The 24,074-nt window shown below is 62.9% G+C and carries 29 protein-coding genes and 1 tRNA gene; 11 read left to right on the forward strand and 19 right to left on the reverse strand.

The window, feature by feature from the left end:
- Nucleotide 1 precedes the first annotated feature (1 nt).
- The 4 genes from LQ220_RS04710 to LQ220_RS04725 form a co-directional block, all read right to left on the reverse strand.
- Nucleotides 2-1,012 carry a nucleotidyltransferase family protein gene (locus tag LQ220_RS04710; protein WP_230187101.1) on the reverse strand — a complete coding sequence of 337 codons (1,011 nt, stop codon included), beginning with the start codon at nucleotides 1,010-1,012 and terminating at the stop codon, nucleotides 2-4.
- 85 nt (nucleotides 1,013-1,097) lie between these two features.
- Nucleotides 1,098-1,961, reverse strand: coding sequence for an HprK-related kinase A (locus tag LQ220_RS04715; RefSeq protein ID WP_230187102.1), 864 nt, complete (start codon nucleotides 1,959-1,961; stop codon nucleotides 1,098-1,100).
- Nucleotides 1,958-2,317: an HPr-rel-A system PqqD family peptide chaperone gene (locus LQ220_RS04720; RefSeq protein ID WP_230187103.1), complete on the reverse strand. Its 360-nt coding sequence runs from the start codon at nucleotides 2,315-2,317 to the stop codon at nucleotides 1,958-1,960. The genes LQ220_RS04715 and LQ220_RS04720 overlap by 4 nt, the downstream gene beginning before the upstream one ends.
- A 173-nt stretch (nucleotides 2,318-2,490) precedes the next feature.
- Nucleotides 2,491-2,922 carry a hypothetical protein gene (locus LQ220_RS04725; protein ID WP_230187104.1) on the reverse strand — a complete coding sequence of 144 codons (432 nt, stop codon included), beginning with the start codon at nucleotides 2,920-2,922 and terminating at the stop codon, nucleotides 2,491-2,493.
- 48 nt (nucleotides 2,923-2,970) lie between these two features.
- Here LQ220_RS04725 and LQ220_RS04730 point away from each other — a divergent pair, with 48 nt between their 5' ends.
- The 3 genes from LQ220_RS04730 (at nucleotide 2,971) to LQ220_RS24865 (ending at nucleotide 5,917) form a co-directional block, all read left to right on the forward strand.
- Nucleotides 2,971-4,233 (forward strand): ATP-binding protein, encoded by a 1,263-nt coding sequence (locus LQ220_RS04730; protein WP_230187105.1) that lies wholly within the window; start codon nucleotides 2,971-2,973, stop codon nucleotides 4,231-4,233.
- Between the two features lie 63 nt (nucleotides 4,234-4,296).
- A complete protein-coding gene (locus LQ220_RS04735; protein ID WP_230187106.1) occupies nucleotides 4,297-5,700 on the forward strand; it encodes an MATE family efflux transporter in 1,404 nt (467 codons plus the stop codon).
- An 82-nt stretch (nucleotides 5,701-5,782) separates the two neighbouring features.
- Nucleotides 5,783-5,917, forward strand: coding sequence for a hypothetical protein (locus LQ220_RS24865; protein WP_281821930.1), 135 nt, complete (start codon nucleotides 5,783-5,785; stop codon nucleotides 5,915-5,917).
- Between the two features lie 215 nt (nucleotides 5,918-6,132).
- Here the strand turns inward: LQ220_RS24865 and LQ220_RS04740 are convergent.
- Nucleotides 6,133-6,209: transfer RNA gene (locus tag LQ220_RS04740), tRNA-Arg, on the reverse strand.
- A gap of 115 nt (nucleotides 6,210-6,324) precedes the next feature.
- Here LQ220_RS04740 and LQ220_RS04745 point away from each other — a divergent pair.
- The 3 genes from LQ220_RS04745 to LQ220_RS04755 all read left to right on the forward strand — a co-directional run bounded on the left by LQ220_RS04745 (nucleotide 6,325) and on the right by LQ220_RS04755 (nucleotide 8,556).
- Entirely contained in the window at nucleotides 6,325-7,077 is a 753-nt protein-coding gene (locus tag LQ220_RS04745; protein WP_230187107.1) for a queuosine precursor transporter, read from the forward strand.
- Between the two features lie 6 nt (nucleotides 7,078-7,083).
- On the forward strand, nucleotides 7,084-7,425 hold the full coding sequence (locus tag LQ220_RS04750; RefSeq protein WP_230187108.1) for a hypothetical protein: 342 nt from the start codon (nucleotides 7,084-7,086) through the stop codon (nucleotides 7,423-7,425).
- A 144-nt stretch (nucleotides 7,426-7,569) separates the two neighbouring features.
- Nucleotides 7,570-8,556 carry a VacJ family lipoprotein gene (locus LQ220_RS04755; RefSeq protein ID WP_230187109.1) on the forward strand — a complete coding sequence of 329 codons (987 nt, stop codon included), beginning with the start codon at nucleotides 7,570-7,572 and terminating at the stop codon, nucleotides 8,554-8,556.
- Here LQ220_RS04755 and purQ read toward each other — a convergent pair.
- The 5 genes from purQ to fmt form a co-directional block, all read right to left on the reverse strand.
- A complete protein-coding gene (purQ, locus tag LQ220_RS04760; RefSeq protein WP_230187110.1) occupies nucleotides 8,553-9,227 on the reverse strand; it encodes a phosphoribosylformylglycinamidine synthase subunit PurQ in 675 nt (224 codons plus the stop codon). The genes LQ220_RS04755 and purQ overlap by 4 nt on opposite strands.
- Before the next feature lies 1 nt (nucleotide 9,228).
- On the reverse strand, nucleotides 9,229-9,462 hold the full coding sequence (gene purS / locus LQ220_RS04765; RefSeq protein ID WP_230187111.1) for a phosphoribosylformylglycinamidine synthase subunit PurS: 234 nt from the start codon (nucleotides 9,460-9,462) through the stop codon (nucleotides 9,229-9,231).
- 189 nt (nucleotides 9,463-9,651) lie between these two features.
- Entirely contained in the window at nucleotides 9,652-10,431 is a 780-nt protein-coding gene (gene purC, locus LQ220_RS04770; protein ID WP_230187112.1) for a phosphoribosylaminoimidazolesuccinocarboxamide synthase, read from the reverse strand.
- Nucleotides 10,432-10,600: 169 nt separating this feature from the next.
- On the reverse strand, nucleotides 10,601-11,341 hold the full coding sequence (gene truA / locus LQ220_RS04775; RefSeq protein WP_230187113.1) for a tRNA pseudouridine(38-40) synthase TruA: 741 nt from the start codon (nucleotides 11,339-11,341) through the stop codon (nucleotides 10,601-10,603).
- 132 nt (nucleotides 11,342-11,473) lie between these two features.
- Nucleotides 11,474-12,382 (reverse strand): methionyl-tRNA formyltransferase, encoded by a 909-nt coding sequence (gene fmt / locus LQ220_RS04780; RefSeq protein ID WP_230187114.1) that lies wholly within the window; start codon nucleotides 12,380-12,382, stop codon nucleotides 11,474-11,476.
- Nucleotides 12,383-12,436: 54 nt separating this feature from the next.
- Between fmt and recR the strand changes: the two genes are divergently transcribed.
- The 3 genes from recR to rmuC all read left to right on the forward strand — a co-directional run bounded on the left by recR (nucleotide 12,437) and on the right by rmuC (nucleotide 15,194).
- Nucleotides 12,437-13,033 carry a recombination mediator RecR gene (recR, locus tag LQ220_RS04785; protein WP_230187265.1) on the forward strand — a complete coding sequence of 199 codons (597 nt, stop codon included), beginning with the start codon at nucleotides 12,437-12,439 and terminating at the stop codon, nucleotides 13,031-13,033.
- Between the two features lie 36 nt (nucleotides 13,034-13,069).
- A complete protein-coding gene (def, locus tag LQ220_RS04790) occupies nucleotides 13,070-13,603 on the forward strand; it encodes a peptide deformylase (protein ID WP_230187115.1) in 534 nt (177 codons plus the stop codon).
- A 163-nt stretch (nucleotides 13,604-13,766) separates the two neighbouring features.
- Nucleotides 13,767-15,194, forward strand: coding sequence for a DNA recombination protein RmuC (gene rmuC, locus LQ220_RS04795; protein ID WP_230187116.1), 1,428 nt, complete (start codon nucleotides 13,767-13,769; stop codon nucleotides 15,192-15,194).
- Between the two features lie 33 nt (nucleotides 15,195-15,227).
- Here rmuC and LQ220_RS04800 read toward each other — a convergent pair whose 3' ends face one another.
- The 4 genes from LQ220_RS04800 to LQ220_RS04815 form a co-directional block, all read right to left on the reverse strand.
- Nucleotides 15,228-15,641, reverse strand: coding sequence for a holin family protein (locus tag LQ220_RS04800; protein WP_230187117.1), 414 nt, complete (start codon nucleotides 15,639-15,641; stop codon nucleotides 15,228-15,230).
- A gap of 14 nt (nucleotides 15,642-15,655) precedes the next feature.
- Nucleotides 15,656-16,195: a glycosyl hydrolase 108 family protein gene (locus LQ220_RS04805; protein WP_230187118.1), complete on the reverse strand. Its 540-nt coding sequence runs from the start codon at nucleotides 16,193-16,195 to the stop codon at nucleotides 15,656-15,658.
- 142 nt (nucleotides 16,196-16,337) lie between these two features.
- Nucleotides 16,338-16,943: a hypothetical protein gene (locus tag LQ220_RS04810; RefSeq protein WP_230187119.1), complete on the reverse strand. Its 606-nt coding sequence runs from the start codon at nucleotides 16,941-16,943 to the stop codon at nucleotides 16,338-16,340.
- A gap of 205 nt (nucleotides 16,944-17,148) precedes the next feature.
- Nucleotides 17,149-17,571 carry a (deoxy)nucleoside triphosphate pyrophosphohydrolase gene (locus tag LQ220_RS04815; protein ID WP_230187120.1) on the reverse strand — a complete coding sequence of 141 codons (423 nt, stop codon included), beginning with the start codon at nucleotides 17,569-17,571 and terminating at the stop codon, nucleotides 17,149-17,151.
- Nucleotides 17,572-17,637: 66 nt separating this feature from the next.
- Here LQ220_RS04815 and LQ220_RS04820 point away from each other — a divergent pair, with 66 nt between their 5' ends.
- Nucleotides 17,638-17,823, forward strand: a complete 186-nt coding sequence (locus LQ220_RS04820; RefSeq protein WP_230187121.1) for a Flp family type IVb pilin — start codon at nucleotides 17,638-17,640, stop codon at nucleotides 17,821-17,823.
- Between the two features lie 358 nt (nucleotides 17,824-18,181).
- Nucleotides 18,182-18,343, forward strand: coding sequence for a Flp family type IVb pilin (locus LQ220_RS04825; protein ID WP_230187122.1), 162 nt, complete (start codon nucleotides 18,182-18,184; stop codon nucleotides 18,341-18,343).
- Between the two features lie 71 nt (nucleotides 18,344-18,414).
- Here the strand turns inward: LQ220_RS04825 and LQ220_RS04830 are convergent, their stop codons facing one another.
- From LQ220_RS04830 to LQ220_RS04850, 5 genes are all read right to left on the reverse strand, one after another.
- Entirely contained in the window at nucleotides 18,415-19,893 is a 1,479-nt protein-coding gene (locus LQ220_RS04830; protein WP_230187123.1) for a M48 family metalloprotease, read from the reverse strand.
- A 63-nt stretch (nucleotides 19,894-19,956) separates the two neighbouring features.
- Nucleotides 19,957-20,901 (reverse strand): acetyl-CoA carboxylase carboxyltransferase subunit alpha, encoded by a 945-nt coding sequence (locus LQ220_RS04835; protein WP_230187124.1) that lies wholly within the window; start codon nucleotides 20,899-20,901, stop codon nucleotides 19,957-19,959.
- Nucleotides 20,902-20,911: 10 nt separating this feature from the next.
- Nucleotides 20,912-21,808, reverse strand: coding sequence for a tyrosine recombinase (locus LQ220_RS04840; protein ID WP_230187125.1), 897 nt, complete (start codon nucleotides 21,806-21,808; stop codon nucleotides 20,912-20,914).
- A 188-nt stretch (nucleotides 21,809-21,996) separates the two neighbouring features.
- Entirely contained in the window at nucleotides 21,997-23,805 is a 1,809-nt protein-coding gene (locus tag LQ220_RS04845; protein ID WP_230187266.1) for a hypothetical protein, read from the reverse strand.
- Between the two features lie 33 nt (nucleotides 23,806-23,838).
- Entirely contained in the window at nucleotides 23,839-24,024 is a 186-nt protein-coding gene (locus tag LQ220_RS04850) for a hypothetical protein (RefSeq protein WP_230187126.1), read from the reverse strand.
- Between the last annotated feature and the right edge of the window lie 50 nt (nucleotides 24,025-24,074).

Below are 24,074 nucleotides of genomic sequence, written 5' to 3' on the forward strand. Positions count from 1 at the left end.
TTCACCCCCGATGCCCCTTCCGCCACTTCGTCACCAGATGCCGTGCCAGCATCATGGGCGGCATCCTTAAGGCGTGGGAGCGGAGGTAGTATCCCATGCGGAGGGGTTTTTGGGTTTCCTGGCCCCAGGCGTTGGTGGCTAGGAGGCGTTTGGCGATCAGGCGGTCTTGGAGGGGTAGGGGGGCTGGCTTTTCGTGTGGGGCGTAGAGGTGGCGGGCTAGGCGTTGGGCTTGCGCTACTGGCGCGGTTAGGCCGTGGTGGGCGGTTCTGGTGGGGAGGTCTTCGCTGGGGGCGAGATCCGTCAGCAGGCAGTGAATGTCCCACAGGTTGCGCAAGCCGCCCGACAGGTCGCCATCGGCCAGCATGTGTGCGGCGGCGTGGCAGATGCGGTCGGTGGGGGAGAGGATGCGCAGGCCTTTTAGTGAGCCTTCGGAAATCGGGATGCTGTCGGTCAGGAGGGCGGCAGCGTCTGGCTTTGGGCGGGCGGTGAGCGGCAGGATACTGTGGTGGACGTCGATCATCCGGTCGCGGTCGCGGTGGATGAGCGGGGGGAGTTCGTGCATCCACTGGCGGTAATAGGCGTCGTCATAGGGATCGGGCTTTACCCATTCCCAGCCTGCGGCGATGAGTGCGGCCTCCACGGCGTCGAGCGCGGCGCGGGGGACGAGAATGTCGAGATCGCCGATGAAGCGGCCCTGCGCGGGGGAAAGATGCGCGGCGGCATAGGCGGTGCCTTTGAGGAGGACGACCGGGATATTCAAGGGCGCGAGGGCGGCGCGGGCGCGGTCGGCTTCCCAGAGGGCTTGGCGGGCTTCGCGGACGGCCTCCGTGCGGGCGTCGGCAAGGATCGGGCGGACGGGGGCGGGAACTTCGGCGTGTTCCAGGCGGTAGGCGAGGGTGCCGATCAGGCGCTCTGCGCGGGCGGCGGCGATGAGGGCGTTCCAGTCCGGCGCGGAGAGGCGCGCGGCGGAGGCGGGGTCGCGGAGGGTCTGGACGAGGAGCGTGGCGGTCATGGGCGCGCTGCCCCGGCGGACGGTTGCGAAGAAGAAAGTGGGATCCCGGCTTTCGCCGGGATGACGGTGGGGGATGGGGTGCGCGTCATCGCGCCTCTGCCCAGAGTTGCTCGACCAGGGCGATGGCGTCCTCTCCGCTGGGGAAGTCTATGGCGTGGGCGGGGACGGTCTGGACGAAGCGGGTGAGGGCGGTGAAGCCGGGTTCGCCGAGCGCGGTGTAGTTGGTCGAGGCCTGGGTGAGGCGCATGAAGACTTCGCCTTGGCCGACGGTGCGGATTTCGGGCGCGAAGCCGTAGCGGGGGAAGAGGAGCAGCGCGGGCATCGCGCCTTCCGCCATGCGCGCGACGGCATCTGCGCGGGGGGAGAGGTGGCGGATGTCGCCCTTGGCCGTGGCGCGGAGGAGCGGGCCGAAGCGGTCGGGCGCGGCTTCGGCTTCCATGACGGAAATCGCTGCGTTTTTCAGGGATATGAGGCGGGGGAAGGCGAAAATCTGGCCGCTGTGCAGATCGAGCAGCGCGAATTCGTCGCCCATCAGCCGCCAGCCGCGCTCGCCCAGTTGCGCCGCGAGGGTGGATTTGCCGGAGCCGGACTCGCCGGTCATCACGAGGGCGCGACCGTCTTTCTCTACGCAGGAGGCGTGGAGCAGCAGGTGCCGCCGCCAGCCGAGCGCCATTTGCAGGTTCATCCCCATCTCGGCGGCGAGCAATCCGTGGGCGAGCGCCATCGGGGCGGCGTCGGCAAGGCCGTGATCGCCGGTGATGTGGATCGACGGGCGGATATGTCGGCGCCACGGCTTCGATGGTTCGAGGCGGACGGTGAAGTCGGCAATGCCTTCGGGTGGCGTGGGATAGGCGCGATAGAGATGCGCGAGCTGCGCGATGGGGGCGGGCCATGCCGAGCCGATGCGGAAGCTGGCGGGGCCGATAGTGAGGGCGATGCTGTGCCTCATGCGCGGTGGATGAGGCCGAGGGCGACCATTTCTTCGAGATGCGCGGCGATGACCGGGCGCGCAGTGGCGGGGTCGCCCAGGTCGAAATGGGTGGATAGGGTGGTGAGGATTTGGGCGGGGGTTTGGGTGGCATGGGCGGGAGGCTCGCTGCGCTCGCTACCCACCCCCGGCCCCTCCCTTTCAGGGAGGGGAGCAGTAAGAGGAGTGGTGCGGAGCGCGTCCAATATTTCCGGCACGGGGCTGGCGACCATGTGGGTCTGGCTGGAGGGACGATGGTAGATGAGGGTGATGTCGTCGAGCGCGCGGACGATCAGGTCGGTGGCCGGGGCGGCGCGGTAGCGGGTGGGGACTGTCATCGCGCCGGGGAGCGTAGCGTGCGCGGGTTAAAAAAGCGCGGCGAACCAGCATATTCGTTTTTTAGGGAGAGATAAGTTCCGTTCGGGCTGAGCCTGTCGGAACCTTTTACTTCCTTAGAAGTGAACCCTTCGACACGCTCAGGGTGAACGGATTTCATTAGTATCCGGAAATTCTAGCGCGGCATCTGCAGCGAGGCGTAGCAAGTGAAGCCGCTGGTGCCCGATTGCAGACGGCGGATGTAGTTGAGATAAGCCTGGCTCTGTTCGTAGCTGGTGCCGGGCAAGGTGCGGCCACGCATCGCGGCCTTTACTTCTTCGCCGGAGAACGGGCGGCGGGGGCCGGGGAAGGCGCCCTTGGTTCCGGCGGGAACGAGCGTGCCGTTGGCCGCGACGTGATTGCCCGCGCGGCCCGGATCGGGAACGGGAATCTGGCAGTTCAGGACCGAGGCGGCCGTCTGCGCCAGCGCAGGGCGGATCGACACGATGGCGGAGGCCGCGACGGCGCCGCCGATCAGCAATTGCCGCCGCGAAGGCACGGGAAGCGGTGCGCCGGTCACAGGATCGGACGGCGGCGTGGCTTCGGGCGTTGCTTCTTCGTTGCGCATTGCGATTATTCATCGCAGCAATCGCGCGAATAATCTAGGCCAGTAACCATGAATCGCACCAGCATGATCCAGATCCTCGTCGCCTCTGCCGTGATCGTCGCGGGGGCCATCGCAACGTGGCTGCTCGCCGGACAGTGGGAGACAGCGGCGATATCGGCAGCCGCAGGGGGATTGGCGCTGTTCATCCTGACCGACCGCGCGCCCCCGCCCACCGCCGTGACCATGGAAGATCCCGCACCGGGCGAAGGCGCGGACATTCTCGACAACCCCGATTTCAATGCTTTGCTGGAGGGGATTTCCGAGCCGGTGCTGGTGGCGGCGCGCGGCAAGGTGGTGCGCGCGAACCGGCCTGCGCTGCGCCTGCTGGGCGCGCATATCGTGGGGGAGGATGCGAGGATCGCCATTCGGCATCCGGCAGCGGCGGAGCGGCTGGCCAGTCCCGGCCTGATGTCGGAGCCGGTGTCGATCAATCTGGTAGGGCTGGGTACGCGCGAGCAACGCTGGGAAATGCGGATCGCGCCGTTAAGCTCACCCGACGGGCACGAAGGGGTCGGCGAGAACCGGCGGATCGTGCATCTGATGGACCGGACGGGCAGCTATGCCGCCGAGCGGATGCGCGTGGATTTCGTCGCCAATGCCAGCCACGAACTGCGCACGCCGCTGGCCGCGATCCTGGGCTTTATCGAAACGCTGACCGATCCGACGGCGGGCGCGGAGACGGAAACGCGGGGACGGTTCCTGAAAATCATGGACGGCGAGGCGCGGCGCATGCAGCGGCTGGTCGATGACCTCATGTCGCTCTCACGGATCGAAGCGGAGAAATATCGCACGCCCGACGACAGCATCGACCTGCGCGAACTGGTGGCCGAAGTGGTCGCGGTGTTCCGCGACAGCCACGGCGCGCGGGGGCAGGAAGTGGTGGCGCATATCGATGGCGATACGGCCGCGGTGCAAGGCGACCGCGCGCAACTATCGCAGGTGCTCCACAATCTGGTGGGCAATTCGGCGAAATATGCGCGACCCGGCACACCGATCGTCGTGACGCTGACGCCGGGGGCAAGCGGCATGGTGCGGCTGTCGGTGGCGGACGAAGGCGAAGGGATCGGCCCGGATCATCTGCCGCGCTTGACGGAGCGATTCTATCGCGTGGATTCGGGACGCAGCCGGGCGATGGGCGGCACCGGCCTTGGCCTTGCCATCGTGAAGCATATCGTGGAGCGGCATCGCGGGCGACTGGATATCGCCAGCATCGTGGGCAAGGGGACAACGATCACCATCCTGCTGCCCGTGGCGGAAGAGGTGGCACGCTGAGGGGCGGTATTTCCCGACAAGCCCGCTTGCCATTATACGCTCTTACAGCCTAACGCGCGGACCATGTCGCGCACCTCCTCCGCCCCCGCTACCCCCGCCGCCGGACCGTGGCGAATCGAGGCGCGCGCCCTGATCGTACTGGCGCTGCCCATGATCGTGGTGAATGTCGCCTGGTCGGGGATCGCAGCGACGGACCTGTTGCTGCTCGGTCGTCTGGGGCCGGATGCCGTGGCCAGCGGGGCATTGGGCATCAATCTCTACACTGCCTTGCTGGTGTTCGGCATGGGGCTGGTCACCGCTGCTTCGCCGATGATCGCGGCGGAGCGCGGCGCGCGGTTGCATTCGGTGCGGGACATACGGCGGACGGTGCGGCAGACATTGTGGGCCGCAATTCTGCTGTGCATCCCGGCCTGGCTGCTGCTGTGGCAGTGCGAAGCGTTGCTGATCGCGATGGGGCAGGACCGCGCACTGGCGCAGGGCGCAGGCGAATTGATGCGCGGGCTGCAATGGGCATTGCTGCCCTATCTCGGCTTTCTGACGTTGCGCAATTACATTTCCGCGCTGGAGCGGCCCATGTGGGGCGTGATCGTGGTGATACTGGCGATCCCGTTCAATCTGGGCATCGGCTGGGCGCTGATCTTCGGGCATCTTGGGCTGCCTGCGCTTGGGATGTTCGGTGCGGGGCTGGCGGGGAGCGCGTCTTCGCTGTTCATGCTGCTGGGGATGGTCGCGGTGGTCATGCTGGATCGGCGCTTTCGGCGCTATCGCCTGTTCGGGCGCTTCTGGGTGGCGGACTGGCCGCGCTTTGCGACGGTGTGGCGGATCGGGTTGCCGATTGCGATTACGCTGGGGCTGGAAGTGACCGTGTTCAACGCCGCCGTGTTCCTGATGGGCCTGATCGACCGGGCATCGCTGGCGGCGCACGCCATCGCGATCCAGATCGCAGCGCTTTCTTTCATGGTGCCGCTGGGCATCGGGCAGGCCGCGACGGTGCGTGTGGGCGTGGCCTTCGGGCGGCGCGATGCGGCGGCCATCGGGCGCGCGGGCTGGCTGGCAATCGGCATCGGCACGGCGTTTGCGCTGGTGGCGGGTGCGGTGCTGATTGCTGTGCCGTTGCCATTGATCGCGATCTTCATCGATGTCGCCGATCCGGCCAATCGTCAGGTGGTGACGCTGGCGGTGTCGTTCCTTGCGGTGGCGGCGTTGTTCCAGATCGTCGATTGCGCGCAGGCGGTGGGCGCGGGTGTGTTGCGCGGGCTGCAGGATACGCGCGTGCCGATGATGATCGCGGCAGTCGGTTACTGGGTGATCGGCATCGGTGTCGGCGTGCTGCTGGCGTTCCAACTGCGGATGGGCGGTGTCGGCATCTGGTGGGGGCTGGCCAGCGGGCTGGGCGTGGTGGCGGTGCTGATCACGGCGCGCTGGGCAATGCGCGAACGGCTGGGGCTGGTTTCGCGCGCAGGGTGACGGGGCGCGTCATACCGCGCCGCGCCAGATAGCTACGGATACTCCTTTGCGCCTCATGCGTTCGAGCATGGAGGAGACCTGTATGACCACCCATGACGATCCCAAGAAGACGGAAACCGACCCAAAGGAAAAGGACGACGCGCCGCTTCATGATGCCGAGCAGGACGAAGAAAATATCAAAGAGGAAGGGGAGCCGTTTCCCGGCAATTTCGCATGATGCGATGATGCTCGCGTTATGATGCCGAGGCGGAGCGGGATTGCAGGCAGGTTAGTATGGTTCGAGCTGTAGCGCAAAGAGGTTCGATCGCTCCGCATTCCCTATGGCTTGGGCAATCGAGCCCGTCAGGCGTCGCAAGGCCGAACGGCCGCCCGAGCTTATGCGAGGACAGCCAGGTGGGCGAATGCCCGCGCCGGGGCCTGAGGCCAAAAAATTGGTGCGCCCGGCTGGATTCGAACCAGCGACCACCCGCTTAGAAGGCGGGTGCTCTATCCAACTGAGCTACGGGCGCGCTGGGCTTCCAATAGCGGCGGGGCGAGGGCGATGCAAATCCGGCGCTGCAAAATAGTGCAATGCAGCACGCGGCGCATTGCAATGCAGCGCAAGCTGGATATGCAGGACAGTGTATGGATAGTTCGCCAGCCGCAACAATCGAGAAAATTGACGCTTCCACCCTCGGCGCGCGTCCGTTGCGCCATTTCGATTTCGTCATGGCCGCGTTCGTCGTCGTGCTGGTGCTGTCCAATGTGATCGGCGCGGCGAAGCTGGCGTCGGTAACGCTGTTCGGGCAGCCTTTCATTTTCGGCGCGGGCATCCTGTTCTTTCCGATCAGCTATGTGATCGGCGACGTGCTGACCGAAGTCTATGGCTATGCGCGGGCGCGTCGTTGCATCTGGGCGGGGTTCTGGGCGCTGATCTTTCTGGCGGTGATGACGGTGGTGGTGGTCGCCATGCCGCCTGCGCCGGGCTGGGAAGGGCAGGCCGCGTATGAAGGCGTGTTCGGCACTTTGGGGGTGCAGACATTGCGGATCGTCGGCGCGTCCATCGCCGGGTTCTGGGGCGGGGAGTTCGTCAACGCATTCGTCCTGTCGCGCATGAAGCTGCTGACGCAGGGGCGGTTGCTGTGGACCCGGACCATCGGATCGACGGTGTTCGGGCAGGCTGTGGACAGCCTGATATTCTATCCTATCGCCTTTCTGGGCGTCTGGTCCACGGAGCAGGTGCTGGCGGTGATGGTGTCGAACTGGGCGTTGAAGGTCGCCTGGGAAGTGCTGCTGACGCCGGTGACATACAAGGTCGTCAATGGCCTGAAACGCGCCGAAGGGCTGGATATCTATGACAGCCAGACCGATTTCACGCCCTTCAAGACGCGGATCTGATTGCGGATGACATTGGAAGAAGTGTCCACGGTTTGGGGCAACTGGAAACATGACATCGAAATTGCGGTGGGCCTCAGCCCTGACGCGATGCATATCCATGTCGGCGTCCTGATACTGCTGTCGATCGCTCTAGTGACTCGCAAGCGCATGGATCACTGGGCACCGTGGCTGGGCCTTTTCGTGATCGAATGCTGCAACGAGTTCATCGATCTCAATCAGGTGCAGGGCAGTGTGGAAAACAACTGGCCCGCTTCGCAGCATGATATTCTGAACACGATGTTCCTGCCGACGATGATAATGCTCTACGCCCGGATTAAGCGGTTCGAGAAGGTCGGAAGCTGGGGCTGACCGACACGGACGCCCACGAAAACGCTGTAACACAAATGTAAATTTGCTTCAGCTATTGCCAAATCGACCGCCGCGTCCAATGTCGCTGGCGCACTGTCCCTATCAGAATCTGGTTTTGGGGCGGATTTCTTAAAGGGCGAATAGATGGGTTTACCGGCAATTACCGCAGCAATGATGATGGTGGGTACGCCAGCGGGACAAGGCGATGTTCCCAGCGTACCAGTCGCAACGGCTGTGCAGGACCGGGATATCAGGACATCCGTTCCGCCGACCGTGCCTACCTTGCCGCCGACTTTGCCGACGACCGCGCCGGAGAGTGCGGACGATGCCAATGCAATTATCGTGAGCGGCAAGGCGCAGGCCGCGCCGGGCGATCCGCTGGAACAGGTGAACGCGGAAGCGTTTGGCGTGACGCAGAAGGTGGACGACGCCGTCGTCGGTCCGGTGGCGATGGCGTATCAGGACTCGGTGCCGAGCCCGATCCGGAAGGGGATGCGCAATTTCCTGCGCAATCTGTTCGAGCCGGTCGTGTTCATCAATTACATGTTGCAGCTAAAGCCCGGCAAGGCCGCCGAAACCGCTGGCCGTTTCGCGATCAACACCACCGTCGGCATCGCGGGGTTGGTCGATGCGGCGAAGAAGAAGCCCTTCCATCTGCCCTATCGCCCGAACGGCTTTGCGAACACGATGGGCTATTATGGGATCAAGCCGGGACCGTTCCTGTACGTACCGCTGATGGGGCCGACGACGGTGCGCGACCTTATCGGCTATACGATCGACGGGATGTTCCTGCCCTTTGCAGTCGGCAAGCCGTTCAGCCAACCGGCCTATGTCATTCCGGCAACGGTGCTGGGGCTGCTCAACAGCCGCGTCGAGTTCGATGGGCAAATCCGCAAGATCAAGTCAGCCGACGATCCCTATGCCATGTCGCGCGAATATTATCTGAAGAGCCGTCAGGCGGAAATCGACGCCTTGCATGGTATAGGCAATGGCAAATGGGTGCCTGAAGATGAGGTCAGCGACGTGCCGCCGGCTGGTGGGACTGCGCCGCTACCCACGGATTTGCCAGCCGACACGGATGTTACGCCATCGCCCCAGCCACAGGCAGGGGTGAACCCGCCACCCAGCTAAGCGCGGGTAAGCAGTCCTTCGACGAGGCCTTCGAACAGGCGGCGGCCGTCGGTGCCGCCATGCGCGGGTTCGATCATGCGTTCGGGATGCGGCATCATGCCCAGCACATTGCCCGCGTCGTTCAGGATGCCCGCGATGTTGCGCGCCGATCCGTTGACGTTTTCGGCATAGCGGAACGCCACGCGGCCTTCGCCTTCCAGCCGGTCGAGCGTCGCGTCGTCGGCGAAATAGTTGCCGTCATGGTGAGCGACGGGGATGGTGATCGTCTCGCCCGCTTCATATTTGGCGGTGAAGGCGGACTGGGTGTTGTCCACCGTCAGCTTCACGTCGCGGCACACGAAATGGATGCCAGCATTGCGCATCAGCGCGCCGGGGAGCAGGCCGGTTTCGGTCAGAACCTGAAAGCCGTTGCACACCCCGAAAACGAAGGTGCCGCGCGCCGCAGCTTGCGCCACCGCCTGCATCACCGGCGAACGGGCCGCCATCGCGCCGGAGCGCAGATAGTCGCCATAGGAAAAGCCGCCGGGTACGCCGATCAGGTCGATCCCTTCGGGCAATGCGCTGTCGCCATGCCAGACCATCGCGGGCGCAGTGCCGGTGATCTGTTCGAAGGCCACGGCCAGATCGCGGTCGCAATTGCTGCCGGGAAAGACGATGACGGCGCTCTTCATCTTAAGCGACCTTTTCGATGCGGTAATTTTCGATGACGGTATTGGCCAGCAGCTTCTGGCACATGGCGTCGATGTCCGCATCGCTCGTGCCATCGGCGAGATCGAGTTCGAGCAGCTTGCCCGCGCGGACGTCGTTCACGCCTTCGAAGCCCAGACCGCTCAGCGCATGATGGATCGCCTTGCCCTGCGGATCGAGCACACCGCCCTTGAGGGTCACGAAAATGCGGGCTTTCATGGGGCGGGACTCCTGAATGGGGTAAGTTGCGGACCCCCTAGACCAAATGCGCGCCGATATGAAGCGGGTTCCGAAACAATAGGGTAAAGTGTTCCTGCGGATGCAGGAACCCAGTAATCTCATCACGCGCAAACGTTGCACTATTACTGGGTTCCTGCCTGCGCAGGAACACGACAGTGTCGAGCGAACTTATATCCCGCGCTTTTTCCGGTGCGTTTCCATGTCGAGGATCGCGTTTTCGGCGCCTTCGGGCAGCAGGCCAAGGCGACGGGCGACTTCCTGATAGGCCTCGACTTCGCCGCCAAGGTCGCGACGGAAGCGGTCCTTGTCGAGCTTTTCGTTGGTGACGGCGTCCCACAGGCGGCAGCCGTCAGGGCTGATTTCGTCGGCCAGAATGACGCGGCTGAATTCACCGTCCCAGATGCGACCGAATTCCAGCTTGAAGTCGATCAGGCGGATGCCGATGCCAGCGAACAGGCCGCACATGAAATCGTTCACCCGGATCGCCATATCGGCGATGTCGTGCATTTCTTCCTGGCTGGCCCAGCCGAAGCAGGCAATGTGCTCGTCCGAAATCATCGGATCGCCCAGCGCATCGTCCTTGTAGCAATATTCGATGAGCGTGCGGGGAAGCTGCGTGCCTTCCTCAATGCCCAGTTTCTTGCTGAGCGATCCGGCGGCGACATTGCGCACGATCACTTCGATCGGGATGATTTCGACCTGACGAATCAACTGCTCACGCATGTTGAGGCGACGAATGAAGTGCGTGGGCACGCCGATCTGCGCGAGGAGCGTGAAGATATGCTCCGAAATGCGGTTGTTGAGTACGCCCTTGCCGGAAATCGTACCCTTTTTCTGCGCGTTGAAGGCAGTCGCATCATCCTTGAAATACTGGATCAGCGTGCCGGGTTCTGGACCCTCATAGAGGATCTTGGCTTTGCCTTCGTAAATCTGGCGGCGACGGGCCATCGGCATATCCCTGCTTGTAAAACAATGCGCCCCGGCAAACGCGAATCGTTAAGGATCAGCGGTCGCCGGGGCTGTAGTGGGGGCCAATAGACCAAAGTGGGGAGCGGTGCAAATGGGGGAGCGGCTGGTTTGGGTTTCCCTTCGCATTGCAGGGATGATGAATTTTAGATCAGGGGTACACCGCCCCCACGAAATACAGCCCATCGGGCGGGGCGTTGAGGCCCAGCGCGGCGCGGTCCTTTGCCTCCAGCGCGGCGCGCATGTCTTCGACCGTCCATTTGCCGGTGCCGACCAGCGCGAGGCAGCCCACCATTGAGCGGACCTGATGGTGCAGGAAAGAGCGTGCCGCCGCGTGAATGTTTATGCGGTCGCCGGTGCGGATCACGTCCAGCCGGTCGAGCGTCTTGACGGGGCTGGCCGACTGGCAATGCACCGATCGGAAGGTGGTGAAATCATGCAGGCCGATGAGCGCCTGTGCGGCTTCGTGCATGGCGTCGCTGTCCAGTGCCTGGGTGATCCGCCATGCGAGGCCTTTTTCCCAGGTCAGCGGCGCGCGGCGATTGGCGATGCGATAGACATAGGAACGACCGAGGCAGGAAAAACGCGCGTGCCAGTCATCCGCTACGATCTCGCAGTCGGTGATCGCCACGGGTTGCTGCCGCATTTTCGCGTTGAGCGCTTCGCTCAGGCGGAAGGGGGTGAAGGGCTTGGCGATGTCGGCATGGGCGCGCATGGCGATGCCGTGGACGCCGGTATCGGTGCGCCCCGCCGCGTGGACGCCGACCGTTTCGCCGGTGATGGCGGCGATGGCGTCCTCCACGGCCTGCTGGACAGTGGGGCCATGCGGTTGCCGCTGCCAGCCCATGAAGGGGCGGCCATCAAATTCTATGGTGAAGGCGAAGCGAGTCATGCGAGTGAACCGTCACCCCAGCGTAGGCTGGGGTCGTAGGCCTCCAGGTAGCATCCTGTCGCCTGAGACCCCAGCCTACGCTGGGGTGACGTAAGAAGGAGCGGGGGTGACGTAAGAAGGAGGTAGGCCCGCTCAATCATCCACCCGCGTCCCCGCCGCCATATCGAACCCGCGCAGCAATTCGCCCGGTAGCATAGCTGACTTCCCCGCGCGCTGGATCAGCGTGGGGCGGATGCTGCCTTTGCCGCAGCCGATGAGCAGGCTGTCGTCGAGCAATTCGCCCGCTGCGCCGCTCCGCGTTTCGACATGCGCGGCATGGATGCGGAAGCGTTCGCCGCCATAGCTGAAGAATGCGCCGGGGGCCGGATTGAACGCGCGAATCTGGCGCTCGACGGCGTGCGCATCGGCGGTGAAATCGATCTTCGCTTCGGCCTTGTCGATCTTTGCTGCGTAAGTGACGCCTTCGTCCGGTTGCGGCACGGGTGGGAAAGCGTCGAGGTCTTCCAGCACCTGCGCCATCAGCACCGCGCCTGCCTCGGCCAGTTCGGTCGTCAACTCCCCGGCGGTCTTATATTCCACGGGCGTTACATGTTTCGCCCGCATCGGCCCGGTGTCGAGGCCCGCTTCCATATCCATGATCGTCACACCGGTAACGTGATCGCCTGCAAGGATCGCCCGCTGGATCGGCGCAGCCCCGCGCCAGCGCGGCAGGAGCGAGGCGTGGATGTTGAGGCAACCGCGCTTGGGCGCATCCAGCACGGCGCGCGGCAGGATCAGGCCATAAGCGGCAACCACCGCAACATCGGCATCATGCGACACAAACCCCGCCTGCGCATCGGCATCCTTCAGGCTTACCGGCACATGCACCGGCAACCCCAAAGCCTCCGCCCGCGCCTGAACGGGGGAGGGACGCAGCGCCTTGCCGCGACCCGCCGGACGGGGCGGCTGGCTGTATACCGCAACGATATCGTGCCCCGCAGCAACCAGCTTTTCCAGCCCCGGCACCGCAAAATCGGGCGTTCCCATGTAGACTATACGCATGGTCTTCTCTCAAGCCCTTGTCGGGCGGGAGCGCAAGCCCCTATGTTGCGCGATATGGCCTCTCCCGAAATCGAAGCGTTGACGCAGGCGCTCTCCCGCCTTCCCGGTCTGGGGCCGCGATCGGCGCGGCGCGCGGTGTTGCATCTTCTCAAGAAACGCGAACTGGCGCTGGGGCCGCTGCGCCGTGCGCTGGAGGCAGTGGAGCAGAACCTGTCCACCTGCGCGCTGTGCGGCAATGTCGATACGGTCGATCCCTGCGGCATCTGCACCGATCCGCGCCGCGACGACCGCGCATTGTGCGTGGTGGAGGATGTGTCGGACCTGTGGGCGCTCGACAAGTCGCGTCTGTTTCCGGGGCGTTTTCATGTGCTGGGCGGGCGATTGTCCGCGCTGGAAGGGGTGCGGCCGGAGGATCTGTCGATAGATGCGCTGGTCGGCCGGGTGGCGGCGGGCGGCATCGACGAAGTTGTGCTGGCGATGAATGCCACGCTGGAGGGGCAGACGACCGCGCATTACATCATCGAACGGCTGGAGCGTTTTCCCATACGGCTTACGCAGCTTGCGCATGGCCTGCCGGTCGGGGGGGAGCTGGACTATCTGGACGAAGGAACGCTGGCGCAGGCATTAAGGGCGCGCCGACCCGTAGGGTGACTTGATCTTATTGCGTTGTCGCCATATTTTAACGTCATGGCCATTCTTCCCATCATCGAAACGCCCGATCCGCGATTGCGCACTATTTCCACGCCCGTCGAGTTGATCGACGCCGATCTGCAACGGCTGATGGATGACATGTTCGAAACGATGTACGACGCGCCGGGCATTGGCCTTGCCGCCATTCAGGTGGGCGTGCCCAAGCGCGTTCTGGTGATGGACTTGCAGGAGCCGGAGGAAGAAGGCGGCGAACCCGTCAAGCGGCCGATGGTGTTCATCAATCCGCAGATACTCGAAGGGTCGGACGATATTTCGATCTATCAGGAAGGGTGCCTGTCGGTCCCCGACCAATATGCCGATGTGGAGCGCCCTGCGAGCATCCGTGCAAGCTGGATGGACCGCGATGGCCGCATCCGTGAAGAGCAACTGGAAGGCTTGCTGGCGACCTGTTTGCAGCATGAGATGGATCACCTTGAAGGGGTGCTGTTCATCGATCATCTGTCGCGGCTGAAGCGCGAGATGGTGCTGAAGAAGCTGGCCAAGCAGCGCAAGGAAGCCAAGGCGGCTTAGTCCTCGTCGTCCCAGCGCAGGCTGGGATCTCAGGCGATGGCGCGCTGCCGCATGACACCCCAGCCTTCGCTGGGGTGACGATTGCGGTGTTGGGCGACGACCCACTTGCCACTCTGCGTAACGTCCAGTAAGTTCCCTTTTCGTTCTCTTACGGAAAGTGCCCATGGACCTTCTCGCCGTCGCTCTCATCATTGCCGCTTTGCTCGCTGGCCTCGTTGCCGGATGGGTTGCGCGCGGGCAGGGAATGGCGGCGTTGTCGGCGCGCCTCGACGCTGCCGTTGCGCAGCGCGATAGTGCCGAACGCGACCTGGCAGTGGCGCGGGAGCGGGCGGATCAGGCGGCGGCGGTGTCTGCGCGGCTGGATGCGGTGCAGGCGGAGCGCGAATCGGCGTTGCGCGATCTGGCGGCGTTCCGGTCCGAACAACTGGCGCGCACCGAAGCGTTCGAGGCGCAGATCAAGGCGCTGACCGAGGCCAAGGAACAGCTTTCCGCGCAGTTCAGTGAGATCGGCGGCAAGATATTGGAGCAGGCGCAAAAGACCTTCCTCGACCGCGCCGATCAGCGTTTTGCGCAGGCCAATGAGAAGAGCGAAGCGCAACTCAAGGGGTTGCTGCAGCCAGTCGAAACCACGCTCAAGCGCTATGAGGAAGGGTTGCAGCGCGTCGAGAAGGACCGCGTCGGCAGCTATCACGAATTGCGCGAAGCTGTCGAGCAAGTGAAGCTGGGGCAGGGGCAAGTGCGTGACGAAACCGCCAAGTTGGTCAACGCCCTGCGCGGCGCGCCCAAGACGCGCGGGCGGTGGGGCGAGCAGCAGTTCAAGAACCTCATCGAAACGGCGGGGCTGTCGGCCTTTGTCGATTTTACCGAGGAAGTGTCGGTCAACACCGACGACGGGCGGTTGCGCCCCGATTTCATCATCCGCCTGCCAGGCGATCAGCAGTTGGTGGTTGACGTCAAATGTTCACTGGAAGCCTATCTCAATGCGGTCGAGCAGACCGAGAATGTGCCGCGTGAGCGCTATTTCGCCGACCATGCCCGCGCGTTGCGCACCCATGCCGATGCGCTGGGGCGCAAGGCCTATTGGGAGCAGTTCGACAAGGCGCCTGATTTCGTCATCATGTATGTGCCGGGCGACAATTTCGTCACCGCCGCGCTGGAAGCCGACATGGACCTGTGGGAACGCGCGGCGAAGAATCGGGTGATTATCTGCGGTCCGGCGACGTTCCTGCCACTCGCGCGGACACTGGCGGGGCATTGGCGACAGGCCAAAATGCAGGATCAGGCCAAGCAGGTGGGCGCGCTGGGCAAGGAATTGTACGAGCGGCTCGCGGTGGCGGCGACGCATCTCAAGCGGTTGGGCAGCGGGCTGAACAGTGCGGTCGCGAATTACAACGGTTTCATCGGCAGCTTCGAAACGCGGGTGCTGTCGTCCGGGCGGCGCTTCCGCGATCTGGATATCGAGACGGGTGGCAAGGAAATCGAAATGCTCGATCCGCTGGATGTGCTGGCGCGGGAGCCGACGACAGAGGAAGGCTTGAGGGCTTTGCCGGAGCCTGAGGTCGCGAAACTGGCCGCGAGAGTGGGGGAGTAGGCGTAAAGCCCTTCTCCCCCGGTATGTAACGGGCTACCGATCGACGCCCTTCACTTTCCCCCAAGTCCGTGCGGCCGTGTATCCCAGATAGCCGGTGCCGAAGAGCGCATAGAGCGGTTCGGGCAGGCCGTTGAGATAGGCGGTGATTCCCCGCGCAATGGCTTCGGCCAGCTCCGGGCGTATCCCTGCAATCATCCCCATAGGGATCGCCCACAATAATAGCGCATACATGACGTACAGAAACGCCGGGCGTGCGCGGCTGGTCCAGGGGTCGGTCGATTGCGCTTCGGCCAGGATCGCGGACAATTGTGCCTGTATGCTGTCGATTTCGCGGCTGGTTTCCAGCTTGAGCAGTTCGAGCTTCGCGCGGTCGCGGGCTTCCGGGTCGGGAATGACCTTGTCGATCAATTGGGCGACCGGGCCGATGATGCCGTTTAATAGTCCCATGATAGTGCTCCCCCTTAACCGATGCGGTTTGCAAGCCAGCCGTAGAGAAAGGCTTCGTTGGCGGGACGGCTTTCGGCCAGGTCGATGTAACGCGCGCCCTGCAACGCCTCCATTGCCTTCAGCAACACGGTCTCGCCGTTCCGGCCACGCGATTCTATAAATTCACCGAGCGTCGCAAGCGTGCGCGGGCCGATCCGCCGATCCACCGCCAGATCGGCGAAGTCCCGTCCGTTGCGATTAAGCGCATTGAGTGCGCGTTGCAGAAAGCCGGTGGCGACCGCTGGTCCCATATTCACACCGGTATCGAACAATTCTGCAGCAATGCGCGGTGCCAGTTCCGCGACGAACGCGAATTTCGGCCCGTCCCAATAGCGCGCGCGATAGATTGCGACAGCGTCCGCCCGCGGAAAATCGCACATGCTGCCCGCAAACCCATGCGCCCGCGCCACCGCCTGCGTAATCCCCCATCGAGTCGGCCCGCCGCGATCCGCCGGATGGTTGCTATAGCCCCCTTCGCGCGCAATCACTTCGTCGATCAATATATCTATATCCATGCCCATGCTCCTGTCTTGAAGCACTATAAATAACCTATGTGGTTATATGTAGGACAGGGCGATATGGGGCGGGTCCATCTGACCTGATTGGATGGACCGGCAAGCTTGCGGTCATGGTCGGACAGGGCAGTCCGTTTGACCGTCAGAAATTGAAGTTGGATACGCCTGCATCCGTGACATCGGCGCGCGCCGTCTGTTCCGATGCATTTCGATACCAGGTGAACTTCAGATCGTTGGCCAACTGCCCCTGGACAGCTGTGCCGTTGGGGATAAGTGCGCTCGTGCCGTGGATAAGAAAGCCCCCCAGTGCAGAGACGAAAAACATCGTAGCAATCGATGCTGCGGTGCCGCTTTTGCCTTCATCGGCGGCACGGCCCATGATGCGGACTGGGCCGCTGGGCGTCTGTACTTCGATCAGACGTATTTCGATCTTGCCCTTTTTACCCAAATGGCCATTGCGCTGCATCCCGGCGACTTCGGCAACGACCGGTGACCCGGCGGGGATAACCACCTGTCCACGATAGGACACATTTTCCGCCACCTCCAGATACACGCGATCGCCCGGCTTGTTTTCCTTGGAGGAGATCTGCGTAAGCGTCCGCATCATTAGCGGCGTACCGGTTGGCAGGACATATCGTACGCCCTCGGCGTTGATGGGGCTGGCTGGAGCTGGCCAATAGTAGGTGTCCGCCTGTGCTGGCGATACGGTCACGGCTGCGGCCAAAGCTGCCAGTACAAAGCGTTTCATCTACATTACCCCTCGTTGCGATGAGGCGGAAGAATAGAGCCTCAGAATCAAAGGAGCGTTGCACTTCGTGGTAAACGCATTTTCACCATGGCTTCTCTAAGAAATCCGCGTTGTTACTCAGCAGGTGGCACCTCTTTTCGCTGCCGCTACGTCGGCATTTGACCCCCGCGATGACGGTACATTCCAGCCAAAGCGGAGTGCCCGCCTAGATCAGTGCGTCCAACAAGCCGATGAGCGGAAGGTCCGCTTTGGGCATGGGCACGCCGTACATCTGTGCGGGTCGCAGCCACTTCAGGCCGGTGGCATGATGTGCCTCTGGCGTGCCTTTCCATTTGCGGCAGATATAGAGCAGCATCACGAGATGCTTGTCGTCCAGAGGCTCGCTGGCAAATGCTGCCGGGGCCAGGCAACTGGCGTGCGTCGCAATACCCAGTTCCTCTTCCAGTTCGCGGATCAGCGCGGCTTCGGGTGTTTCGCCGGGTTCGATTTTGCCGCCGGGAAATTCCCACAGACCGGCCAACGATCCGTTTAGCGGCCGTTGCTGCAGCAGGACACGACCGTCGGCGTCTACCAGCGCTGCCGCGACAACATGCAAAAGAGGGGTGCTCGCGGGTAATTCACTTGCCATTATAACAATCCATTAACGCACAATGCCTTACAGTTGCGCCTGATAGCAGAAAGGGCGGGGTGCTTCGTGCGCAATATTATTCGATATTTCACGCATAGCGTGCTGATTCGCTCTCAGCGCGGTGCCACTGCGGTCGAATATGGATTGATCTGCGCCATGATCGTTCTGGCGATGCTCGCAGCTCTTCATGAAGTCGCAACCAAGTCCAATGCGATGTGGAATAATATTTCTGCTAAAGTAACCGAAAATTAACTATAGATATCTGACAATTAATACCGCCCGTTTAATGTTTTGGAAACCTCTCCGGTCTAGATCGAATATCACTTGCTGAAGATTACCGGCAAGTAAGGTCGCTTTCGAGACTATATATTTGGGGGTTACAAATGTTGTTTATTCGCAAGATGATCAAAAACAACATAGTGAAACTCCCATTGCATACGGTCTGATGGTTGCTTGATTGCCGTGGCCGTTCTTGGTGCGATGAGAACCTTAGGCGGCCAACTGAATAATATATTCACTAAAGTATCGAACAGCATGAACTAAGTTTGCTCGATTTTGCGAAGGTAGAGATTTGACCCCTCTGCCGCTATTTCTAAGAAGGGAAGACGACATGATGCATATCCGTAAAATGATCCGCAACAACAAGGGCGCGACGGCTATCGAATATGGCCTGATCGCTGCTCTGATCGCAGTTGCTGCCATCACCGCAATGAAGAGCCTTGGTGGTAACCTGACGAACACCTTCGACAAGGTTGCAAAAAACCTGACGTAATGCTGTTGGCATTATGTTCAAAAGAAGGGCGGCGGGATATTCCCGCCGCCTTTTTTTTATCGTTCACGTGATCAGTAGCTTACGATTTTCACCTTTTGTCCGGGACGCACGGTTGCCGCGCCGGGCAGGGCATTTATGACCCGGAAGCGGTCTTCGCGATAATCGGGATAGGCCATCTTTGCCGATAGCGACGCAACGGTGTCGCCGGGCTTTACCGTTATCACATTGACGCGACGTGCCTTGATCGCGGCGGCATCCTGCGCGCTCAGGCGCTGGACGGACTGGATCATGGGTTCGAAAGGACCGATGCCCCGTCCAGCGGGGGCGATCATCAGGAAGTGATAGGCCGTTTTCGGACCGAATTGATACGCGAACACCGTGACGTCGACAGGCCCGGACTGCGCGTTGGCGCGCGCGCTGGCATAGCTTGCCGGAATGCCGTTGATCGTTGTGGTGCGGACGGCATCGGGGGAAATCGACGCATTCTTTGCGATGCTGGAAAAGGCCGCGCTGATGTAGTCGGTCATGTTGCCGTTATAGCTTGCGCCGGTGAACTGCGCTTGGCCGTTCGCCCCCGTAATGCTGACGGCAGCGGCGCCATTCTCCATCGTGTATCCCGTGGGAATCGCGAAAGCGAGGCGCAGGTCCGGGTGGCGGAAGCGATTGCCTTCGATCACGCCTTGCTTGGGATCGTCACCGTACAAGGTGCCGTCGATGGCAGCGAGGAAGCTGTCGCGATTGCGCAAGGTGCTGGTGGCGCCGGTTGCCTTTGCCCGTTGCAAAGCGCGTGAAACGCGGGCTTCGGGGTCGGGGTGGGTGCTGGCCCATTCGGGAACGGTCCGGCTGTTGCCCGTAACCCGCTGATCTATGGCGTTTTGAGCCGCGAGCGACGCGAGCGTCGAGGAGAGCGCCTTAGGGTCATAGCCTGCATTGGCGAGATACCGGATGCCCAGGTCGTCAGCCTCATATTCCTGTGAGCGGGAGAACTTCAACGTCAGCGCCTGACTGGCGGTGCCGATCCCCTTCTGGAGGATGCTGCCTAAGCCCGAATCGCCCAAGACCGCGCCTGCAAGAACTTGCAGCAATGTGCCGCCAATCGCATTGCGGCTCGCGGCTTTCTGGCGGCGCTGCCCGTGCAATGCGGCAACGTGGCCGACTTCATGGCCCAGAACCCCGGCCAACTCGGCTTCGTCGTTCATCAAGGCCAGCAACTGCCGCGTGACATAGACATAGCCGCCGGGAATCGCGAAGGCGTTGTTCACCGGGGAGTTGAGCAAGGTAACGGTGAAATCGCTTTGCGCATTGGACAGGCCCGATTGCACTGCGATCTTGCGCCCGACAGTCGTCACATAAGCCGATTGGGGGCCGGCATAGGCACCGCCAAATTCCTGGAGCAATTGCGGATGGGCCTTCGCACCTTCGGCTCTGTCCTGCGCGCTGATCGACGTTGCGGTGGATATCTGCCGCTGCTTCCCGGTCGCAGCCGGTAACGCGAGAACGGTGCCTGCCAGCAGAACGCCGCAACCTGTTGCCCAATAAACCCTACGCATGTGTGTCTCCCTATTGCCGCCACGTTAGGGCAGGATGTGGGGGAGGAAAACCCTTTGACGGCGTCAGGTTCCCATCGCGAGGAACTTGTCCGCACGATCGATACGCAGCGCCGTGGCGTTCATGGTGCCGAGCTGATCGAGTTGCGTGCCAAGCGCGGCGCGCAGCGAAGCAATGGCTTCAGCCGGGGCGCGATGTGCGCCGCCCACTGGCTCAGGGACGATGGCGTCTATTACGCCCAAAGCCTTGAGGTGCTGGGCGGTGACTTGCATAGCGGTGGCCGCTTCGCTGGCCTTTTCCGCAGTACGCCACAGGATCGACGCGCAGCCTTCGGGTGAGATCACGGCGTAGACTGCATGTTCGAACATCAGCACGCGGTTGGCGGCGGCGAGCGCAACGGCGCCGCCCGATCCGCCTTCACCCACGACCGCGGCAACCATCGGCACGCCCAGCGCAAGGCATTGTTCGGTGGAGCGGGCAATGGCTTCGGCCTGCCCACGCTCTTCGGCCTGAACGCCGGGGAACGCGCCGGAGGTATCCACCAGCGTCACCACGGGAAGGCCGAAACGGTCGGCAAGCTGCATCAGGCGGATCGCTTTGCGATAGCCTTCAGGTTTGCCCATGCCGAAATTATGTTTGAGGCGGCTGGTGGTGTCGTCGCCCTTTTCATGGCCGATGACCATGACCTTGCGGCCATCCAGCTTCGCAAAACCACCAAGGATCGCCTGATCGTCGCCAAAGGCACGGTCGCCCGCAAGGGGGATGAACTCGTCGAAAATGCCTGCCACATAATGTTTGAAGTGCGGGCGGTCGGGATGGCGGGCGACCTGCGTCTTCTGCCACGGCGTCAGACGGGCATAGGTGTCCGCCAGCATTTTCTGCGCGCGCTGCTGCAGCTTGTCGATTTCGCCGTCGATGGACAAGTCGCCATCGCGCGCGGTTTCGCGTAGTTCGGCAATGCGCGCTTCGAGCGCAGCAATCGGCTTTTCGAAATCCAGAAAACTGACCATGCAGCAGCCGTTAGGACGAGCGCGGCTTGAGGTCAACGAGCGGATGACGGCTGTTGACCAGCGCGACCAGCCGCGAACTCTCGACATGGGTGTAGATCTGCGTCGTACCGATGTCGGCGTGGCCCAGCATCGTTTGAAGCGCGCGCAGGTCTGCGCCGCCTTCCAGCAGGTGCGTGGCGAAAGCATGGCGCAGGACGTGCGGGCTGACGCGATCGGGCGATATGCCGGCTGCGGCGGCGAGCGCTTTCACCATTTGATAGAGACGAATGCGGCTCAAATGGCTTTTGCCCGAGGGGAAGAGCCAGAGCGCATCGTTCGGGACGAAGGCCGACCATGTCGCGACGGCAGCGCGTGCACGATCCGATATCGGCACCATGCGTTCCTTCCCGCCCTTGCCGCGTAGGATAAGGAACGGACGGTCACTCGCCAGCGCGCGGCGGGGCAGCGACACCAGTTCGGTCGCGCGCAGGCCGGAGCCATAGAGCAGCTCGATCATCGCGGACAGGCGCATGTCCTGCAGCGAGGGGTGCTCCACCGCGAGACGCTCCTCAATGACGGCGAAGATGCGGTCGATGTCGGCAGCGCTCAGGATTTTGGGCAGCGGGCGTTGCAGGGCGGGGCGGGGAAGGGATGCGGCGGGGTTGTCCGCGCGGAATCCTTCTTCCTGCAGGAAGGCGTAGAAGCCGCGAAGGGCCGATGCCTTGCGCGCGACGGTTGAGCCGGAAAGCTGGGACCACAGGCCAGCGAGCGTTTCGAGCGCGGCGTTATCCGCTTTCTCAAGGCCGCCGATTGCCTCCGATGCGGCAAGCAAGTCGGTGCGATAGGCAAGCAAGGTATTGCGCGCCGCGCCGCGCTCTGCGGCCATCATTTCGAGGAAACGGTCGATCAGCGGGGCGTCTGTCGTCATGCTAACATCTCCCTCTCTTCCTGACTCTTATATCCATCGGGCCTGTCCCCCACTGTTCCCCTGCGAAAGCAGGGGTCCAGGGCCCAACACGCAGCGCTTTGTCGCCCTGGGCTCCCGCTTTCGCGGGAGAACGGCTTCTTGCATGGTCACAGGATATGATTGCTCCTCCGCTGAAGGAGAGAGAGCGGCTACAACCGCGCAATTGCCTCGGCGGCTATCATGCGCGCTTCGGGGTCAAGTCCTACGCGATGCAGCGCCGCGACGATGTGATAGAGGTGCGCGGGAGGCAGGCGGTGCCAGTCGGCAACTTGCATCCCGACCCCGGCCAGCAAAGCGACTGTGCCGGTTTCACCCCGTTGCGCAGCCGCACCGATGGCGCGTGCCCAGCGGCTGTTGGGGGCGAGGGACATGCCGTTATCGTTGGCCAGCGTCGTTGCATCGCCAGCGGAAAGACGGTTGAGACCGGCTAGTCCTGCGAGCAGCATCCGGCCCTTTTGCGGTCCTGCGGAATCTAAATAAGCCGACACGCGATTACTCGAAATTTCGACGACCGGCGTTGGTGCGCCAAGTGCCAACAGTGCCCAGCTATCCTCTCCTCCGTCCCCATCGAGTTGCCCCAGCGCACTTGCCCAGCGCGCCGCGCTGCGGTCATAGCCTGCGCTCAGCATGGCCGCGATCAGATGCGCAATGTCCTCGCTGGCGGCGGACGTGACGGGCAGGGCAGCAGCGGCGCGGGCCACTGCGATCAGGCCGACATAGTCCACGCCATCGTCTTCGGTCTGCCACAGCTTGCGCATGGCCCCGATCCGGGTGTCGACGGTGCCGCCGGTATAGGCATTGCGCAGCGCCTCGACGCGGTCCTTTATGGCGTCGGTCGCATCAGGATCGGCGGCGGCCTCCGTATAAAAGCCGACGAGAGCCGCATTGGAAAATACACCCAGACGCGCCGCGACATTGGCACCCGTCCAGCGCCGGAAGGGCGATAGCGTAGGTGCGCGTGCTTCCCAAGCCCGGACATGCGACCCGGCGGTGGCCCATAAAGTATCGGGAATCGGGACGTTGGTCGCGGTGGCCATGCCGAACCGCCATGCGGTGAGGCTGTCGACGCCTTCCCATTCGATCTTGACCGAACGGCGGGCATTGAAACCGGCCCCGACCACCTTCTCGGCGAGGCGATAATCGACGCCGCGCGCAGTGCCACGCCGTTCCGCCTGATTGAGCGCGCCGCTGGCACTGCCCTGATCGCCCGAAAAAGACGCGCAAATCGCTTTGGAAAGCTGCCAGCCCGGTTCATCGCTGGTACGCAGCGCGCCCGCGGACAGCGGACATAAACCCGCCGGATCGGCAGTCGCCAGATAGGTTTGCATGGCGACGGCGTACAGGCGGGGCGTAAACTTGTCGGGGTCCACGCTCTGGACCAGCAGGCGCGCGGAGTCAGCTTCGCCCATACGCAGCAACAGCCACGCGCGTTCTGCGACCAGATCCGCGCCATCGATGTCACGCGGAGTGTCGATGGCCGACAGCAACGCTCGTCGAATGAGGATGGAGGCCCAGCGCGACGCAAAGGGCGCATGGCTCTGCTTCATCAATATCGCAAGATACTGGCCGGATTGCCGTCCGAAAGCATTGGCAGGCAGGCCGCGCGTTTCCGGGGTCAGCGGTCCCACCCGGTCGAGAGAGCGTCGCGCGGTGTCGGGAAGGTCGTATTTCGCCGCCTGCGCCGCAAGTTCTTCTTCCGACAGCGCGATTTCTTCGGCCGCATTGTCCTGCACGTCGGCTGGTACGCCAGAATCGAGCGGCAAGGGCTGGATGGTCGCGGGGGGCTGACCCGTTGCGGGCGCGGGTGCGCGCGGCTCATTGGAACGAGGCGGTTCCGCCGCCGGCGGATCACCGAAACCGGGAGGCAGCAACGATTCGGGCGCACGCTGGGCAAAGCCCGCGTCGATCACCGGCACGGTCAGCGCCAACGCGGCGCCGCCCGCGAGCAGGCCCGCCATCAACAGGATGCTACGGCGCTGCAATGCCTTGTCCTACTTGCCCAGCTTTTCGGCGGGAATCGCCTTTTCCACCGGAACCTGCGGCTGTTCACCGCCGCGCGCCCACATCAGCCAGAACAGGCCGATCAGCAGGATAAGCAGGACGATGGGAATGATGGGCAAGGCGCTGCGCCTGCGGGGGCGGCTTTCGAAACTGTTGGTCTGGCGTTTAATCTTCATGGCACTTTCTTAGGGCGAATGACGGGGCCTTGGCCAGCAAAATGGCGCTG

Origin of the sequence: Sphingobium sp. CECT 9361 (assembly GCF_918741285.1) — a bacterium.
In the GTDB taxonomy this organism is placed as follows: Bacteria; Pseudomonadota; Alphaproteobacteria; order Sphingomonadales; family Sphingomonadaceae; genus Sphingobium.